This window comes from Pseudomonas sp. J380, from assembly GCF_009827115.1.
In the GTDB taxonomy this organism is placed as follows: domain Bacteria; phylum Pseudomonadota; class Gammaproteobacteria; order Pseudomonadales; family Pseudomonadaceae; genus Aquipseudomonas; species Aquipseudomonas paracarnis.
In genome coordinates, this window is sequence record NZ_CP043060.1 from 1,929,196 (window position 1) to 1,945,711 (window position 16,516).

15 protein-coding genes are annotated in these 16,516 nt (G+C 62.3%); 5 read left to right on the forward strand and 10 right to left on the reverse strand.

Translation table 11 applies throughout. From position 1 onward, the window contains the following. Nucleotides 1-56: 56 nt before the first annotated feature. Nucleotides 57-755 (reverse strand): orotidine-5'-phosphate decarboxylase, encoded by a 699-nt coding sequence (gene pyrF / locus FXO12_RS08535; RefSeq protein WP_003190068.1) that lies wholly within the window; start codon nucleotides 753-755, stop codon nucleotides 57-59. Between the two features lie 259 nt (nucleotides 756-1,014). Here pyrF and FXO12_RS08540 point away from each other — a divergent pair, with 259 nt between their 5' ends. Next, nucleotides 1,015-1,779 (forward strand): response regulator, encoded by a 765-nt coding sequence (locus tag FXO12_RS08540; protein WP_034127268.1) that lies wholly within the window; start codon nucleotides 1,015-1,017, stop codon nucleotides 1,777-1,779. Then, nucleotides 1,779-2,810 (forward strand): HAMP domain-containing sensor histidine kinase, encoded by a 1,032-nt coding sequence (locus tag FXO12_RS08545; protein WP_060772675.1) that lies wholly within the window; start codon nucleotides 1,779-1,781, stop codon nucleotides 2,808-2,810. The genes FXO12_RS08540 and FXO12_RS08545 overlap by 1 nt, the downstream gene beginning before the upstream one ends. Nucleotides 2,811-2,974: 164 nt before the next feature. On the opposite strand, the gene FXO12_RS08550 is transcribed toward FXO12_RS08545, so the two are convergent. The 9 genes from FXO12_RS08550 to FXO12_RS08590 form a co-directional block, all read right to left on the reverse strand. After that, entirely contained in the window at nucleotides 2,975-4,039 is a 1,065-nt protein-coding gene (locus FXO12_RS08550; RefSeq protein WP_003190063.1) for an AI-2E family transporter, read from the reverse strand. A gap of 72 nt (nucleotides 4,040-4,111) precedes the next feature. Continuing rightward, on the reverse strand, nucleotides 4,112-4,930 hold the full coding sequence (locus tag FXO12_RS08555; RefSeq protein WP_054920057.1) for a DUF4892 domain-containing protein: 819 nt from the start codon (nucleotides 4,928-4,930) through the stop codon (nucleotides 4,112-4,114). Nucleotides 4,931-5,032: 102 nt separating this feature from the next. After that, nucleotides 5,033-5,887, reverse strand: coding sequence for an alpha/beta hydrolase (locus FXO12_RS08560; RefSeq protein WP_054920059.1), 855 nt, complete (start codon nucleotides 5,885-5,887; stop codon nucleotides 5,033-5,035). Further along, nucleotides 5,884-6,687, reverse strand: a complete 804-nt coding sequence (locus FXO12_RS08565) for an alpha/beta fold hydrolase (RefSeq protein WP_057976723.1) — start codon at nucleotides 6,685-6,687, stop codon at nucleotides 5,884-5,886. The genes FXO12_RS08560 and FXO12_RS08565 overlap by 4 nt, the downstream gene beginning before the upstream one ends. Before the next feature lie 97 nt (nucleotides 6,688-6,784). After that, nucleotides 6,785-7,228: a hotdog fold thioesterase gene (locus FXO12_RS08570; RefSeq protein ID WP_014717751.1), complete on the reverse strand. Its 444-nt coding sequence runs from the start codon at nucleotides 7,226-7,228 to the stop codon at nucleotides 6,785-6,787. 30 nt (nucleotides 7,229-7,258) lie between these two features. Then, nucleotides 7,259-8,911, reverse strand: coding sequence for an AMP-binding protein (locus FXO12_RS08575; RefSeq protein ID WP_057976721.1), 1,653 nt, complete (start codon nucleotides 8,909-8,911; stop codon nucleotides 7,259-7,261). A gap of 597 nt (nucleotides 8,912-9,508) precedes the next feature. Next, nucleotides 9,509-9,958 (reverse strand): phosphohistidine phosphatase SixA, encoded by a 450-nt coding sequence (gene sixA, locus FXO12_RS08580; protein ID WP_054920063.1) that lies wholly within the window; start codon nucleotides 9,956-9,958, stop codon nucleotides 9,509-9,511. Further along, entirely contained in the window at nucleotides 9,955-10,302 is a 348-nt protein-coding gene (locus FXO12_RS08585) for a DUF4389 domain-containing protein (RefSeq protein ID WP_054899024.1), read from the reverse strand. The genes sixA and FXO12_RS08585 overlap by 4 nt, the downstream gene beginning before the upstream one ends. Nucleotides 10,303-10,312: 10 nt before the next feature. Continuing rightward, nucleotides 10,313-11,338: an NAD(P)H-dependent glycerol-3-phosphate dehydrogenase gene (locus FXO12_RS08590; protein ID WP_034127205.1), complete on the reverse strand. Its 1,026-nt coding sequence runs from the start codon at nucleotides 11,336-11,338 to the stop codon at nucleotides 10,313-10,315. 193 nt (nucleotides 11,339-11,531) lie between these two features. Here FXO12_RS08590 and FXO12_RS08595 point away from each other — a divergent pair, with 193 nt between their 5' ends. Genes FXO12_RS08595 through FXO12_RS08605 form a run of 3 tightly spaced genes read left to right on the forward strand, consistent with a single transcriptional unit; the run spans nucleotide 11,532 to nucleotide 16,481 of the window. Beyond that, on the forward strand, nucleotides 11,532-13,652 hold the full coding sequence (locus FXO12_RS08595; RefSeq protein WP_082631547.1) for a TonB-dependent siderophore receptor: 2,121 nt from the start codon (nucleotides 11,532-11,534) through the stop codon (nucleotides 13,650-13,652). 1 nt (nucleotide 13,653) lies between these two features. Further along, nucleotides 13,654-14,583: an ABC transporter substrate-binding protein gene (locus FXO12_RS08600; protein WP_054899023.1), complete on the forward strand. Its 930-nt coding sequence runs from the start codon at nucleotides 13,654-13,656 to the stop codon at nucleotides 14,581-14,583. Continuing rightward, nucleotides 14,580-16,481, forward strand: a complete 1,902-nt coding sequence (locus FXO12_RS08605; protein ID WP_054899022.1) for an ATP-binding protein — start codon at nucleotides 14,580-14,582, stop codon at nucleotides 16,479-16,481. The genes FXO12_RS08600 and FXO12_RS08605 overlap by 4 nt, the downstream gene beginning before the upstream one ends. Nucleotides 16,482-16,516: the final 35 nt, after the last annotated feature.

Genomic DNA, 16,516 nt, shown 5'->3' on the forward strand with positions numbered 1-16,516 from the left:
ACCGAGTTGATACTATCGCAGGCAAGCCAGCTCCCACATTTTTGCCGCTCTAAAAATCAGGCGATCTCGGCGACGACCGCTGCCAACGCCTTGGCAGGATCCGCCGCCTGGCTGATCGGACGGCCAATCACCAGGTAATCCGAGCCCGCATCCAGGGCCTGGCGTGGGGTCAGGATGCGGCGCTGGTCATCCTGGGCGCTGCCGGTAGGACGGATACCCGGTGTCACCAGTTGCAGCGAGGGGTGAGCGTTCTTCAGGGCCTGGGCTTCCAGGGCTGAACACACCAGGCCGTCGAGGCCGGCTTTCTGCGCCAGGGCTGCCAGGCGCAACACCTGAACCTGCGGCTCGATATCCAGGCCAATGCCCGCCAGGTCCTCGCGCTCCATGCTGGTGAGCACGGTTACACCGATCAACAACGGTTTTGGGCCGCTGCGCTGTTCCAGCACTTCGCGGCAGGCGCTCATCATGCGCAGGCCACCGGAGCAGTGCACATTGACCATCCACACGCCCATCTCGGCCGCGGCTTTGACGGCCATCGCCGTGGTGTTGGGGATGTCATGGAATTTCAGGTCCAGGAACACTTCGAAGCCTTTGTCACGCAGGGTGCCGACGATTTCCGCCGCGCAACTGGTGAACAGTTCCTTGCCGACCTTGACCCGGCAAAGCTTGGGGTCCAACTGGTCAGCCAGCTTCAGTGCGGCGTCACGGGTGGGGTAATCCAGGGCGACGATGATAGGAGTCTGGCAGACGGACATTGGAATGGGCTCTCAGGCAAGTCGAAATCGGCGCGGATTGTAGCGCAAGCAGCGCCGTTGCGGGATCCGATGATCGGTAAATACCGATCAAGCGCCCAATACCGGCGATTCAGGGTGATTGTTTCAGCGCCGATACATTCACGACATGCCCTCAATACGCCGTCCCGCTAGCCTCGCGCACATGACCGCCCGCCCAGCACTTCCAGCCCTGGAACTGGGCGCCTATGCTGACAGCCACAACCAGGCAGATGACCTCGCTATGCATACCCCTTGCGACCCTGTAAACGAAGCGCCAAAAGACGCGGTGATCGCCGAAGACAAGCGCTGGAACACCCGCGCGCTGATTGTCGACGACGACGTGCCGATCCGCGAACTGCTGATCGACTACCTGGCACGCTTCAATATTCTCGCCTCAGGCGTCACCGACGGCACCGCCATGCGCCAAGCCATGCAAGCGGAGACCTTCGATGTGGTGGTGCTCGACCTGATGCTGCCGGGCGAAGACGGGCTGACATTGTGCCGCTGGCTGCGCGCCGAGTCGGACATTCCGATCCTGATGCTCACTGCCCGCTGCGAACCCACCGACCGCATCATCGGCCTGGAACTGGGGGCAGACGACTATATGTCCAAGCCGTTCGAACCCCGGGAACTGGTCGCGCGTATCCAGACAATCCTGCGCCGGGTGCGTGATGACCGCACCGAACAGCGGGCCAATATCCGTTTCGACAATTGGCGCCTGAACAGCGTGCTGCGCCAGTTGGTGGCCGATGATGGCCTGGTGGTGCCGCTGTCCAACGCCGAGTTTCGTTTGTTGTGGGTGTTCATCGAACGCCCGCGCCGTGTGCTGAGCCGCGAACAGCTGTTGGACGCGGCCCGTGGGCGCTCTATCGAGGCCTTTGATCGCAGCATCGACTTGCTGGTGTCGCGCCTGCGTCAGAAGCTGGGGGATGACCCCAAGGCTCCGCAACTGATCAAGACCGTACGCGGCGAAGGCTACCTGTTCGACGCCCGGGATATCGGTTGATGCGCGCGCCCTTCAATACGCTGTTCGGGCGACTGTTCGGCCTGTTGCTGGTGGCGATTGTGCTGGCCCACGTGCTGGCGTTCTTCTGGTTCCACCACTACGGCCCACCACCACCGCCCCGCGCGGCGTTCGTCGAACAACCGGACGGCAGTCTCACGCCCTTGCGCAAGGCGCCTCGCCCCTGGTTTGGCGGCCCGGTGGTACCCCTGACATTTCAATTTATCTCGCTGATCATCGCCGCCTGGTACGGCGCCAAACTGCTGAGCCGGCCGATCCAGCGCCTGAGCGCGGCGGCCGAGCGCATGAGCGTCGACCTCGACAGCCCGCCCCTGGAGGAATCCGGCCCTCGCGAAGCGCGCCAGGCGGCCTCGACCTTCAACCTGATGCAAAAGCGCATCCGCGAACAAGTCAGCCAGCGCGCCCGCATGCTCGGCGCGGTCTCCCATGACCTGCGCACCCCCCTCTCGCGCCTCAAGCTGCGCCTGGAACAGATCGAAGACCCCAAGTTGCAAGGTCAGATGCGCCAAGACCTGGACGACATGATCGGCATGCTGGATGCCACCTTGAGCTACCTGCACGAACAGCGCACCAGCGAGACACGACATTGGCTCGACGTACAGGCATTGGTGGAATCCCTGAGTGAAAACGCTCAGGACCAAGGCCGCGACGTGAAATTTTCCGGCACCTGTACTCCGTTGCAGGTACAGCCGATGGCCCTGCGTTCATGCCTGAACAATTTGATCGACAACGCCCTGCGCTATGCCGGCACCGCCCGGGTAGAACTGGCTGACAGCCGTGGCGCCCTGGTGATACGGGTGATCGACCACGGCCCGGGAATCGCCGCCGATAAGCGCGAAGCGGTGTTCGAGCCGTTCTTTCGCCTGGAGGGTTCGCGCAACCGCAATTCCGGAGGGGTCGGTTTAGGAATGACCATTGCCAGGGAGGCCGTCGAGCGACTCGGCGGCCACCTGAGCCTGGAAGATACACCGGGCGGTGGGTTGACGGCGGTGATGTGGTTGCCGAGGGTTTAAGAAGGCAGTCGCACGACCTGCACCTGTGGGAGGCCAAAAATGTAGGAGCGAGCTTGCTCGCGAAAAACGCACAGGCGCCGCGTTTATTCAGGACGCACGCGTTATCGTTGACGTTTTTCGCGAGCAAGCTCGCTCCTACAGAAGGCCAGTTATGTAGTCACCGATCAGTTACACGGTTTGTCTTCACGACGCACTTGCGCCTGGCTCGCGCTCCAGTCTGTCAACAGGCTGTAGGCCACCGCCAGCAACGTCGGGCCAATAAACAGGCCGATAAAGCCGAACGCTATCAACCCACCAAACACACCCAACAGCACAATCACCAACGGCAGGTTGCCGCCACGGCTGATCAGGTACGGCTTGAGCACGTTATCCACGCCGCTGATCACGAATGTGCCCCATACGCCCAGAAATACCGCGTAGGTGTAATCGCCCTTCCAAGCCAGCCACGCCGTAGCCGGAATCCACACCAGCGGCGGCCCCATGGGAATAAGGCTGAGCAGGAAAGTCACGATACCCAGCACCAGCGCGCCCGGTACGCCAGCGATCAGAAAGCCGATCAGGGCCAGCAGCGCCTGGGCCGCAGCGGTGCCGATCACACCATTGACCACCCGCTGCACCGTGCCGGCCACCAGTTCGATGTAATAGCCAGCGCGCTCGCCAATCAGGCGCTCCAACAGGCGGTGCACAAACATCGCCAGGCGCGGCCCGTCACGGTAGAAAAAGAATACGAAGACCAGGCTCAGGGTCAGCTCAAGAATGCCGCCGCCAATTTGCGCACTGCGCGCCAACAACCAATTGCCGACCTGGCCCAGGTACGGCTTGATGCTCACCATCAGCGCCGCGCCTTGTTGATCAATGCTGTCCCAGGTCGCCACCAGGCGCTCGCCTACGAAGGGGATCGACCCCAACCAGGTCGGCGCCTCGGGCAAGCCGTCGACCTGGATGTCCTTGATGAGAGCCACCGCATCACGCACATGGTCAGCCAGGTTGAACCCAAGCCATACCAATGGCACCGCCACCAGCAACATCCACCCCAACGTCAGGATGCCAGCGGCCAGGGACTCTCGGCCGCCGAGCCAACGGGTGAGCAAACGCATCAGCGGCCAGCTGGCAAATGCCAGCACCGCGCCCCAGAACAGCGCCGACCAGAACGGCGCCATGACCCAGAAGCTGGCACCAAACAGCACCAGCAGCAGGATTTGCACCAGCAGGCGATCGTTATTGAGCATCGGGTATCTCGAAAAGAAGGCTGTAGGAAGAGAGCTTAGGCGAACGGCACGGGTCCGTTCGCCCTGTGGTGCTTAGCGTATCAGATGCAGATGCAGCCCTTGGGTTTCACCGGTGCCGGTTTCCAGACGGGCGGTGCGCACGCCCTTCTCCACCAGCGCCTGGCGCCAGGCCTCGGCCTGCGGCCCGCTCAGGCTCACGCGCAGGGTGGTGTCGAGGTTCAAGGCTCGGGATATCAAGGTCAGCCAGGTGTCGTCAGGCTCGGCGCCCAGCGCGGGAAAATCCAGCTCGCCGGTACTTTTGAGTTCACGCAGCAGGGTGGCCGAGGTGGGCAGCAGTTCGCCCAAGGGCGCGCTGGCGTCGAGTTGCTCCACATGCAGGTAGGCGCGGCGGTTACCACGTGTGATCCCGTACAGCGCGACCAGGGAATTGTCCTGCGGGGCGGCCAGGCGTAGCAGCAGGTATTCCTGTTGGCCGTCGGCGCCCACCAGCTTGGCGTTGCCAAACACTTCGTTGGCCCACAGGCTGCTTTCGCCACAATCGCGGGCCTTGCACCAGAACAACAACTGCGCACCCTTGGCCTGCAAAGCTTCGCGCGTTGCGGTAAAGGCGGCGCTGGAGCTGTGTTCGGCGGGCAATTCATAGGTGATTGCAGTGGCTGGGCCGCGTGCGATGGCCTGGCCTTCATAACGCAACTGGCCGCTGATCTTGCGGATCGCGCCCATGGGGTAAATGCGTTCCTTGTCTTCAGCGGGGCGGTAATCGACGATTTGCGCATCAACCTGACGGGCTACCGCCGGTAGATCCTGGCTGCCGGGCAGATCGGCGGCAAATACCAGGGGGCTGAAACAACAAAGGCCCAGGGCACGGATACATCCTTTACCCAGGCTCATCGGATCAGTGAGCCCTGGCCAATGTTGGTCACAGCGATATCGAGTGTGTTCATGGTTGACTCCCTTTCAATCCGCCCAGCCTCGGCAGTTGACCCCGCCAAGTCAAGGCGTGGAGAAGAACCGATTGAAACAGTCTGCAACAAGAGCCGCACCGGGCTCGTCATTCAGGTGTAAATGATGGCCGCCTGGCAGCGTGGTAACCGTGAAGGGTAGCTGAGAAAGCAATTCGGAATGTTTCGCCAGCATGCCGTCAGCCGCGACCACCAACTGGGTAGGGCACCCTACCCTTCGCACGAAAGCCATGGCTTGTTCGTCGGTCAGGCGCATCGGCGACGCCAGGGTCAGGCGGCTATCGCTGCGCCAGGTGTAACCGCCTGGTACGGGCATCAAACCGCGCTGGGCCAGGAGCTGCGCTGCTTCACGGCTGACCGCGACCACGCCTTTCATCCGCGCCTCGACCGCTCGATCAAGGCTGTTGTAGACCGGCTTGCGCTTGTCCTGCAGGCTCAATTGCGCCTGCAACGCCATGCCCAGGCGCTCGGCCGCGTTCTCGCCACTGGCGGTCGGTGGGATCACGCCGTCAATCAGGCCCAGGTGTGTCACCCGCTCCGGCAAGGCCCCGGCCAATACCAGAGAGACGATGGCGCCCAGGGAGTGGCCAAGTAATGCAAAACGTTTCCAGCCCAGTTGCTCAGCCACCTGCAGCACGTCATAGACGTAATCCCACAAGGCATAACCGGCGCCAGCCGGGCGATGCGCCGAATGCCCATGCCCCGCCATGTCCAGGGCGACGATGCGCAACCCTCGCAGCTTGGGCGCCAGGCGCGCAAAGCTGTTGGCGTTGTCCAGCCAACCATGGAGGGCAATTACCGGCAGGCCGTCCTCGGGCCCGAACAGATGCGCGGCCAGTTCGATGTGCGGCAGGCTCAGGCGTACCTCTTCGACGGGCGTACTCATGCGCAACTGCGCTCACGGGCCTGCCAGCGGGCGAACAGGGTCTTGATCAAGGCAGCAGTGTCCTGAGGGCGTTCGAGGGGAAACATATGGCCGCCGGGCATGGTGAGCATTTCGCCCATGGGCAAGCGGTCAACACCGCTGGCATGGTGACGCATCACCACCCGGCTCTGGCGGCCACGCACCACGGCCAGCGGCACCTTCAACTGGCGCACCTGGCCCGGGCTGGTGTGGGGCACGCCGCGATAGATGCTGATTTCGGTGGCTGGGTCGAACCGCAGGCGCAGGCGATCGCCCACTTGCTGCAGGCCATGTTGCAGGTACGCGTCAAAGCAATCGGGGTCAAAGCCACGGAACAGGGTCTTGCCGGCGAAATAGCTGCGCGCGGTGTCCAGGTCGGTGAATTCTTCGCGCCGGCCAAGCGTGCGCCCAGCCGGGGTGAGTCGGTCGATAAAACCAAAGCGCTTGGCAGCGCGGATCACCCAGCGGTCTGCGCGGGTGAGCACCGGCGAATCCAGCATCACCACGCCCCGGTACAGCTGCGGGCAGCGCATGGCCGCGTGTAAATGCAGCACGCCACCCAGGGAATGGCCCACGCCCCATACCGGCTCTGGCTGCTGCTCCAGATGATGGATCAGCTCGTCCACCAGGTTTTGCCAGTTATCATCCACCGGGAACCTGGGGTCGTGACCGTGCTGCGGCAGATGGGCCACCGCATATTCCGGGGCCAGGGCGGCAAACAGCTTGCCGTAGGTGGCCGAAGGGAAGCCATTGGCGTGGGTAAAAAACACGTGCTGCGACATACAGGTTCCATCAACAAAAACAGAGGGGGATTGTCACCATGCCCGGCCCCTACAGCAATGACTGTAACTGCCAGGAATGATGACACTCACGCCACGCCTATCGCGCCGGCGGTTGTTCACCCAGCGGCACCACGGCCATGGTCAGGCGCGAGACACAACTGGCCTTGCCCTCGTCGCTGCTCAGGCGGATGTCCCACACCTGGGTAGTGCGCCCGATATGAATAGCCTTGGCCACCGCAGTTACCCGGCCGCTGCGCACGCCGCGCAGGTGGTTGGCGTTGACCTCCAGGCCCACGCAATAGAACTTGCTTGCATCAATGCACAAGTAGGCGGCCATGGAGCCGACACTTTCGGCCAGCACCACCGAGGCGCCGCCGTGCAGCAGGCCGTAGGGCTGATGGGTGCGGTGGTCGACCACCATGCTGGCGGTAAGGGATTCGTCGTCGAAGCTTTCGAAACGAATATCCAGCATTTCACCGATGGTGTTTTTCTGGATCGCGTTGAGGTGTTCGATATTCGGTTGGGTACGCCACAGGCTCATACGGTTGTCCTTGTTGGTTTTATTACGGCCCTAATCCTGCCACAAAACGGTTTCGGCGCGTGCGCTCCATGCTTGCAATTGCGGCCCGTACGTCGACTCGATCACGTTGCGTTTGATCTTCAAGGTCGGCGTGAGAAAACCGTTTTCCACCGCCCATTGGTCTTTCACCACCACCAATTGCCCCATGCGTTCGTGCTTGTCCAGGCCTGCGTTCACCTGTGCCAGCCAGCGTTCAAGACCACCGCCGAGGGATTGGCGGTCCTCGCCGGGTGCCGACAACACGCACAGCCCTATCGGCGCACTGAGCCCCTCGCCGACCACACACACCTGTTCAATACGTGCATGTTCGGCCAGGCGGTTTTCAATCGGCGCCGGGGCTACGTATTTGCCTTTGCTGGTCTTGAAGATTTCCTTGAGACGTCCGGTCAGGCGCAGGCGACCGTCCGCGTCCTGCTCGCCCTTGTCACCCGTCCGCAGGAAGCCATCTGCGGTGAGCGTATCCGCGGTTTTCTGCGGGTCCTTGAAGTAGCCCAACATGGTCGCGCCACTGTGTACCTGCACTTCGCCTGACGGGTCGATACGCACTTGCACGCCTGGGCAGGGCTGGCCGATCCAACCGAGCGTTTGCCCACCTGGGCGACACACATGGGAATAGCCGCAGTTTTCGGTCATGCCGTACACCTCCAGCACATCCATGCCCAGGCGCTGATACCAACGCAGCAACGCCTCGGGCACCGGCGCGGCGCCGGACAGGGCGATGCGCAGCGCATCCAGCCCCAGGCCGGCGAGAATTTTATGGCCGACGCGTTTGCCGATAAAAGGCAGGCGTAACAGGGTATCGAGGCGTTTTTCCGGGATTTTGGCGTAGACGCCCAGTTGGAATTTGGTCCAGATGCGCGGCACGCCAAACAAGGCCGTCGGCCGCGCCCTGCGCAGATCGGTGAGGAAGGTTTCCAGGCTCTCGGCGAAAAAAACGGTTTGCCCGGTATAGATCGACGCCATTTCTACAAACATCCGCTCCGCCACATGGCACAGCGGCAGGTACGACAGCAACCGGTCGCCCTCCCCCAGGCCAAACAGCTCAGTACCGCCCGAGGCAGCAAACCCCAAGGCGCCGAAACTGTGCATCACCCCTTTAGGCAGGCCGGTCGTACCGGAGGTGTAGATGATAGTGGCCAGGCTGGCGGCATCCGGTAGCGGGTTGTCCTGGATCGGTGAACAGGCTTGCAGGTCCGCCCAACTGAAATCGAAAGTCTCTTCAGGAGGGCACAGCGGCAGACTGATAGTCGGCACACCCACAGGAACGCCAGGCGCCATCGCCGACCAATCATCCAGCTTGCCGATCAGCGCCAACCGCGCCTGCGAGTGAGCCAGCACATGGGCGACTGAGTCCGCGGTGAGGTTGGGATAAAGCGGCACCGACACATGCCCAGCCATCCAGATCGCCAGGTCGGCGATGATCCAGTGGGCGCAGTTTTTTGAAATCAAGGCAATATGCGAGCCCTGGGGCAACTCCCGCGCGCGCAGCCAGTGCGCGGCGCAACGAGCCTGGTGGCCGACCTCGCCCCAGGTGAGGGCCTGCACCTCACCGCCGCCGATGGGCTGAACGAGGAAGACTTTGCGCGGGTGCCGCGCTTCACGCTCGAAGAAGACCTGCAACGGCAAACGAAAAGCGACAGGCATGGGACGCGCTCCTTTGTGATCCGAGATACAGCCAACCAAGCACTTGCTTGGTTGACTGTATAGCACAGGAGAAGGAAACGGCCTGCCGCTAACCACGATGCGAAGCGAGACGCTCTTGATCTGCTCTTGATCTTAGGCGCCCCCCCAAATCACTGGCGGATTACGGGCACACCGAGCCTGGGCGAGGTGCCGAGTGGTGGGGCAAGAGCCCTTTGGTTACTTTGGGCTGGGCCGGCATTCCGGCTTTGCCAAAGTGACCCGCCGTTCAGGGCGGAACCCTAAGTGGCCGTTACCGCAGGAATGGATATGTACTCGGTATAACGGTGTCGACTGTGAGGCCGTCTTCGCGAGCAAGCCCGCTCCCACAGTGGAATCGTTGGGGTGTCAGCGAGATAGGCGTCGGCTGGCAGGCCGCCTTCGCAGGCAAGCCAGCTCCCACAATTGGATCGCGGGGCGTCAGCGAGATAGCGTCGGCTGGCAGGCCGTCATCGCAGGCAAGCCAGCTCCCACAATTGGATCGCGGGGCGTCAGCGAGATAGGCGCCGGCTGGCAGGCCGTCGCGGGAGCAAGCTCTCTCGCCACAGCGTCGCACGATGCCTAAGGATTCTTCACATCCACCAGACTCATCAAGCCAGCCAACGGAAAGTCACCCTCAAGCTCCGCCAGGCTGGCCGTGTACATCGGCTGTGGCTGGCGCTGATGCCCATGCTGCAGAAAACTGATCAGGCTACCCACCAGCGGTTGGTGGCTAACCAACAGCACGTCGTCGTCGGTGTCGAGTTTCTCCAGCACTCGCTGGACATCCCCATCGGGCGTCAACCACGGCACCGTGCAGATCTCAGGCTCAAACCCCAGCACATCGCGCACCAACTGCGCCGTCTGCTGCGCCCTAACATAAGGGCTGGCAATGATGGCGCCCAAGGGCTGGTCAATCAGGTGCGCAGCACTGCGCAATACTTCAGCACGCCCATGCTCGGTAAGGTTGCGCTCGGCGTCCGTGCGCGCATGCGCTTGGGCCTCGCCGTGACGCAGAATCCATACTTTCATAGCTTCGGCTCTTCATCACGCACCGGGTGCGGTGCCGGCGGTACGCTGTGGGCCGCTTCGCCTTCGGGGGCGCGTGGGGTTGGCCAATCGGCGAACGGCCAGGGCTTTTGCTCGGTGTGGAAGCTGCCGAAGCGGCCAATCTGCGCCAGGAACTGGCTGAGGCTGTCGCCAAAGTTCATCAGGCCCAGGTTCGGTGCGCCGTAGATCAGCCGGTAAACCAATTGCACCACCACCAGCGCACCGAGCAGGAATTGGGCTACCTGCCACACCAGCGCAAACACCAGCATCCACAGAATGCGCAAGACAATCGACTCGTATGGGGGGGCAGCTTTGGGATCGTTCATGACGCGTTCCTCAGTTGAAACCACTGGTGGAAATAAAGTCGACATCGGTCTTGGGCTCGGCCCGCATCAGCAACTCGATGACCTGGTTCAGGGTGCGCCCTTCGAACAGGATCGCATGCAGGCCGGCGACCAGCGGCATGTACACGCCCACTTCCTGGGCCTTGGCCTTCAAGACCTTGAGGGTGTTGACCCCCTCGGCCACTTCGCCCAGACGCGTCACCGCTTCCTCCAGGCTCAGCCCTTGGCCCAAGGCGAACCCGACCTGGTAGTTGCGGCTTTTGGGCGAAGAACAGGTGACGATCAAGTCCCCTACGCCCGCCAGGCCGAGGAAGGTCATCGGGTTGGCGCCCTGGTTCACAGCAAAACGTGTCATCTCGGCCAGTGCGCGGGTAATCAGCATGCTCTTGGTGTTTTCGCCCATGCCCAGGGCCACGGCCATGCCAGCAATGATCGCGTAGACGTTTTTCAAGGCCCCGCCCAATTCGACGCCGAAGCGATCGCCGCTGGCGTAGACCCGGAAAGTACGGCCGTGCAACACGGCCTGGACGCGCTCGCACAAAGCCTCGTCCTCACTGGCGACCACGGTGGCGGTCAACGCGTGCTCGGCGACTTCCCGAGCAAGGTTTGGCCCGGACAGCACGCCAATGCGCGCCTGAGGGGCGATTTCGGTGAGGATTTCACTCATCAACTTGAAGGTGTGGGCTTCGATGCCCTTGGTCAGACTGACCAGTAACTTGCCGGCCAAGCGTTCGGCGTGTGGCGCCAGTACCGAGCGCAAGGCGCTGGAAGGCAGCGCGACAAAGCACAAGTCGCAGGCCGTGAGGGTTTCCAGCAGGTCGGTCACCGGCTCGACGGCGGGATGAATCTTGATACCTTTAAGGTAACGAGGGTTTTCGCGATGCACGCGAATGGCTTCGGCCTGCTCGGGGTCGCGCATCCACTGGCGCACCGCGTGACCGTTCTCGGCCAGCAGGTTAGCCACGGCGGTACCAAAACTTCCGCCTCCCAGGACCGCAATAGGGCGCTGTTCAGTCATATGCAATCCGTTAATCCATACCAGTGGCGATGGCGGCATTATACGGGGCGCCCCGCTTGCGGCCAGCCCCCGTATCAATTCGCGCGAGTCAGAAAATGCCAGAGGCGTGCGAAGTAAATGCAAGTCCGACGACTGGCAAACAGCCGCACCTCGGTTAACATGGGCGGCTATCCGCAATTAACAAGGCCGTGCCGTGTATCTGGGCCCTCCTCCTCGCTCATCATTGTTGTTGGTGCTGTTGTGCGCTACCTGCGCGCAGGCCGACGATCTGTTCCTCGACAGCCAGCCGCTGCCGCAGGTCTTGACCGCCACGCGTCTCAAGCAATCGGCCGCCGCCGTGCCCGGCAGCATGACGGTGATCGACAGTGAGCTGATCAAGGCCAGCGGTGCCCGGGACATCTCGGAACTGCTGCGGCTGGTCCCGGGGATGATGGTCGGCTACACCAGCGGCAACCAGGCGTCGGTGAATTACCATGGCACCAGCGCCAGTGACGCACGGCGCATGCAGGTGCTGATCGACGGTCGCTCGGTCTACCGCGCCGGCCTGGCCACGGTGGATTGGAGCGATATCCCAGTGGCCATGGAGGACATCGAGCGCATCGAGGTCTTTCGCGGCCCCAACACCGTCAGCTACGGTGCCAATGCGCTGATGGCGGTGGTGAATATCCTCACCCGCTCGCCAGCCAACAGCCACGGCTCGCGGGTAAAGGTCATCCGTGGCGAGCGTGGCATCAATGACTTCTATGCCAGCCAGGGTGTGGGCTGGGAGACCGGCGATTTGCGCTTGTCTCTGTCCGGGCAACAGGACAATGGTTTTGACAGCGACGCGGTCGGCGCCGACCGCCGTGACGGGCGTCGTCTCAACCGTTTCAGCCTGGCGGTGAGCCAGGCCTTGAACGCGCAACAAAGTCTCGATTGGCAACTGAACGTCAAGGAAGGCACCAACCAGCGCCCTTATACCTACACCCCGGTGTTTGCCGGAATTACCGAAGGCGGCACCAATTCCGATGTCACCGCCAAGGACTACGCAGGCTCCCTGCGCTGGAACTTCGACTTCAACCCCGACCACAGCCTGTATATCCAGGGCTCGGCACAGCAATGGGACCGCAAGCAAATCTGGAAAGCCTGTGACGCCAAGGCCTCGTTCAGCCCTGAACTGACCCAGTTATGGCAGCTCAACCCCAACTATGCCGAATTGCTGGCACGGCACATGGACACCTACAGCCAAGGCTCCGCCCCACCGGGTAACGCCGCCGAACAGGCCTTGGCCAACCAGGTGCTGGACCAGTGGCGCAACGGTGCCAACCAAAGCGTGTGCGGCGATATCGACCAAAGCACCCGCGAAAGCCGCTACGACGTGGAGATCCAGGACACGCTCAGCCTCTCCGACAGCCTGCGCCTGGTCAGCGGTATGAATTACCGCTATGACCGCGCCGACTCCGAAACCTACTTCAATGGCACCCTGGACGACACCACCTGGCGCCTGTTCGGCCACCTGGAATGGCGCGCCAGCGAGCACTGGCTGCTGCAAGGTGGCGCCATGTACGAAGACACCCACCTGAGCGGCAACTCGCTCACGCCGCGTGTGGCGGTCAATTACCTGATCAATCCTCGCCACGGCTTGCGCGCGGTGTACTCCGAGGCAATCCGCTCGCCGGACATGTTCGAGAACAACGTCAATTGGAGCTACCGCGTCACCAATCTCAGCTCCCCGACCTACGGGCAAAACGCCGGTCAATATTTTGTCGTGACGCGCGGCCCTGGCAACCTCGACAAAGAGTTGATGCGTTCGCGCGAACTGGGCTACAACGGCTTCTTTGCCGAGCTGGGGCTGAATGTCGACGTGAAGCTGTTCTATGACGAAATCACCGACATGATCAGCTCGCCGCTGCGCAACAACCAATACATCGCCAGCAACGCCAACAGCTCGCGTTTTAGCGGTGCCGAGTCGCAGTTCGACTGGCGCGTGAGTGACGCCGACCGCCTGCGCCTGACCTATGCTTATGTAGACGCCACCTCCAGCAACCCGCTGGACAAAGCGCAAACCGCGCGTAACAGTGGCTCGGCCGGTTGGCTGCGTGAGTGGGGCCAGGGTTGGTCCAGCGCCTTGTTCTACTATGGCGACGACGCACTCAACCAATATCGCTTCCAGCGGGTCGACCTGCGGGTGGCCAAGCGCATTGCCGTAGGCAAAGCCAATGTGGAGCTGGCGGGCATGTTGCAGCAACGCCTGGATGACCAGCCCACCACCTGGGCCGACAACAACTACGACCATCGCCACGTTCTCTACTTCAGCGCCGAGCTGGACTTCTGACATGGCCGACCAGTCACGGATGACCCTCTTGTTGGTTTCACGGTTTTGGCGCCGCGGCCTGCTGCTCGCCTGCCTGTTGCTGACAGCGCCGGCGTGGAGTGCCGACATTCTGCTGACGGCCGCCGAAGACAGCGCCGGCGTGCGCGCTTTTACCCAGGCCCTTGCCCAACAACGCCCCGAAGACCAGGTCAGCTTCACGCCACTCAAGCAGTTGCCAGCGCCCAGTCACCTGCCTGCCAGCACACGCCTGATTCTCCTTGACCTGCCGGGTCTGGACTGGCGCCTGCAGGATGCTCAGGGGCCACCAACCCTTGTGCTGCGCATCAGCCGCCTGCAGGCCCGACAACGCCTGGGCAACTCGCACCCGGCAAAAATCAGTCTGCTATGGAGCGACCCGCCGCTGGAACGTCAGTTGCGTCTGATCGCCAATATCCTGCCCCAGGCCCGGCGCGTCGGCGTGCTGTACGGCGTCGATAGCGAATTCCTGCTGCGCGAACTGATCCAGTTCGCCAAACCCATGGGCCTGGAAATCATGCCCCAGCCATGGGACAACACCAGCGACAGTCGCCCGCTGCAAACCCTGTTCAAAAACAGCGACGTGCTACTGGGCCTCGACGATCCGCAGCTGTACAACCCCAAGACCGTAAAAAACCTGTTGCTGAGCAGCTACGCCCAACAACTGCCGTTGGTGGGGCCCAACGCTGGGTTTGTGCGGGCCGGCAGCCTGGCCAGCACCTACAGCGATCAATCCGACTGGCTCGCGGTACTGGACCGACTGCTGGACCAGCCGCCGGCCAGTTGGCCCAGCACGCTCTACCCGCAGTACTTCAAAGTCGTGGGCAACCCACAAGTCGCGCGCTCACTGGGCATCGAACAGGTCGATGAAATCGCCGTTGCCGCCCGCCTGGCCGAAGGAGAACAACGCCCATGACCTTGCGCCGTCGTTGGGATATCAACACCCGCACCCAGCTCATTACCCTGGGCCCCGCGCTGCTGTTGACCCTGCTGCTCATCACCTTCTTCACCTTCGTGCGCATCCAGGACTTGCGCCAGGAGCTGGACCACACCGGTCAATTGATCGCCAACCAGCTGGCGCCTGCCACTGAGTACGGCGTGATTTCCGGCAACAACGATGTGCTTGAAACCCTGCTGCGTGCGACCTTGGCCACACCCCATGTGCGCTTCCTGGAGATCCAGGACAGCGCCGAGAACATCTTGGTGTATGTGGAGCAGCCGTCCGAGCGGCATGACCGTTCGCTGTCGGTGAAGGTGTTCCAGGCACCGATCCGCCTGCAACACATCCAGCTCAACAATGACTTTTTCCAGGACAACCTCAGCGAACCCAAGGCACCCCGCGCGGACTACCTGGGGCGAGTGATTGTGGGTATGTCCAACGACGCTTTCAGCCAGCGCCAGCAGGAAATCCTGTTCAAGGCAGGGGTCCTGGCGCTGTTTGCCCTGCTGTTTACCTTCCTGCTGGCGCGACGCTTGTCGGCCAGCCTGTCACAGCCGATCAGCGCCATGGGGCACGCGGTCAAGGCCATCCAGCAAGGCGATTACAAGACGCCACTGCCCATCGTCGATGACTCGGAATTGGGCGACCTCTCGCGGCATATCAACAACCTGGCCGAGGGCCTTCAACAGGCCAGTCGCGAACAGCAACAAGCCATGGCGCAGTTGATCCAGACCCGTGAAGAAGCCGAGCGGGCGAACAACGCCAAGTCGGATTTTCTGGCGATGATGAGCCACGAACTGCGCACGCCCATGAATGGCGTGCTGGGCATGCTGCAACTGCTGGAAACCACGGAGATGACCGAGGAGCAGACCGAGTACGCGGCGCTGGCGTGCGAGTCCACCGAGCATTTGCTCAAGGTGATCAATGACATCCTCGATTTTTCACGCATTGAACGCGCCGCCCTGGAACTGGAACATATTCCGTTCAACCTGGCCGATCTGATCAACAGCTGCGCCCAGGCTTTCCAGCACAGCGCCCAGCAGCGCGGGCTGAGCCTGGAACTGCCCATTCCCATGGGCATGGAGGCTCTGCGTGTGCGCGGCGACCCGACGCGGATCCGCCAGATTCTGGTGAACCTGATCGGCAATGCATTGAAATTTACCGAACATGGCAGCGTGACCGTGGAGCCCCACTGGCAAACCCTGGACCATGAGTTGGTGTGGTTCACCTGCACCGTACGCGACAGCGGTATCGGTATTTCCGCCGAACGCCTGGATTTGATGTTCGATGCATTCCAGCAGGCAGACAGCTCCATTTCCAGGCGTTACGGTGGCACGGGCCTGGGCCTGCCGATTGCGCGCACCCTGGCCGAACGTATGGGTGGCACCTTGCGCGCCCAGAGCGAAGAAGGTCGAGGTTCAGTGTTCACCTTGGAGATTCCGCTGGCCATTGACCAGCAGCATGCCCCGGTCACCGCACCTGACGCGCTTGGCAAAGCCAGCGCCGGCGATGGGCGCCACGTGCTGTTGGTAGAGGACAACCCGGTCAACCGCACCGTGGTCGAAGCGATGCTGCGCAGCCTGGGTTTTGAAGTCAGCCTGGCCACGGACGGCGCCGAGGCGATCCGCAGCGCCGAGAGCCTGATTTTCACCGCTATCCTGATGGATTGTCGCCTGCCCTTGATCGACGGCTACGAAGCCACACGGCAGATTCGCCAACTGCCCGGTTGCGCCGATCTGCCGATCATCGCCCTGACGGCCAACGCCTTGCAGGGCGATCGCGAAGCCTGCCTGGCAGCCGGAATGAACGATTACCTGGCCAAGCCGTTCAAACGCACGGATTTGCAGCAAATCCTGCAGCGCTGGGTGCAATAGCGCCGCGCCATCAGCCAACTGCGACTGGCGTGAAA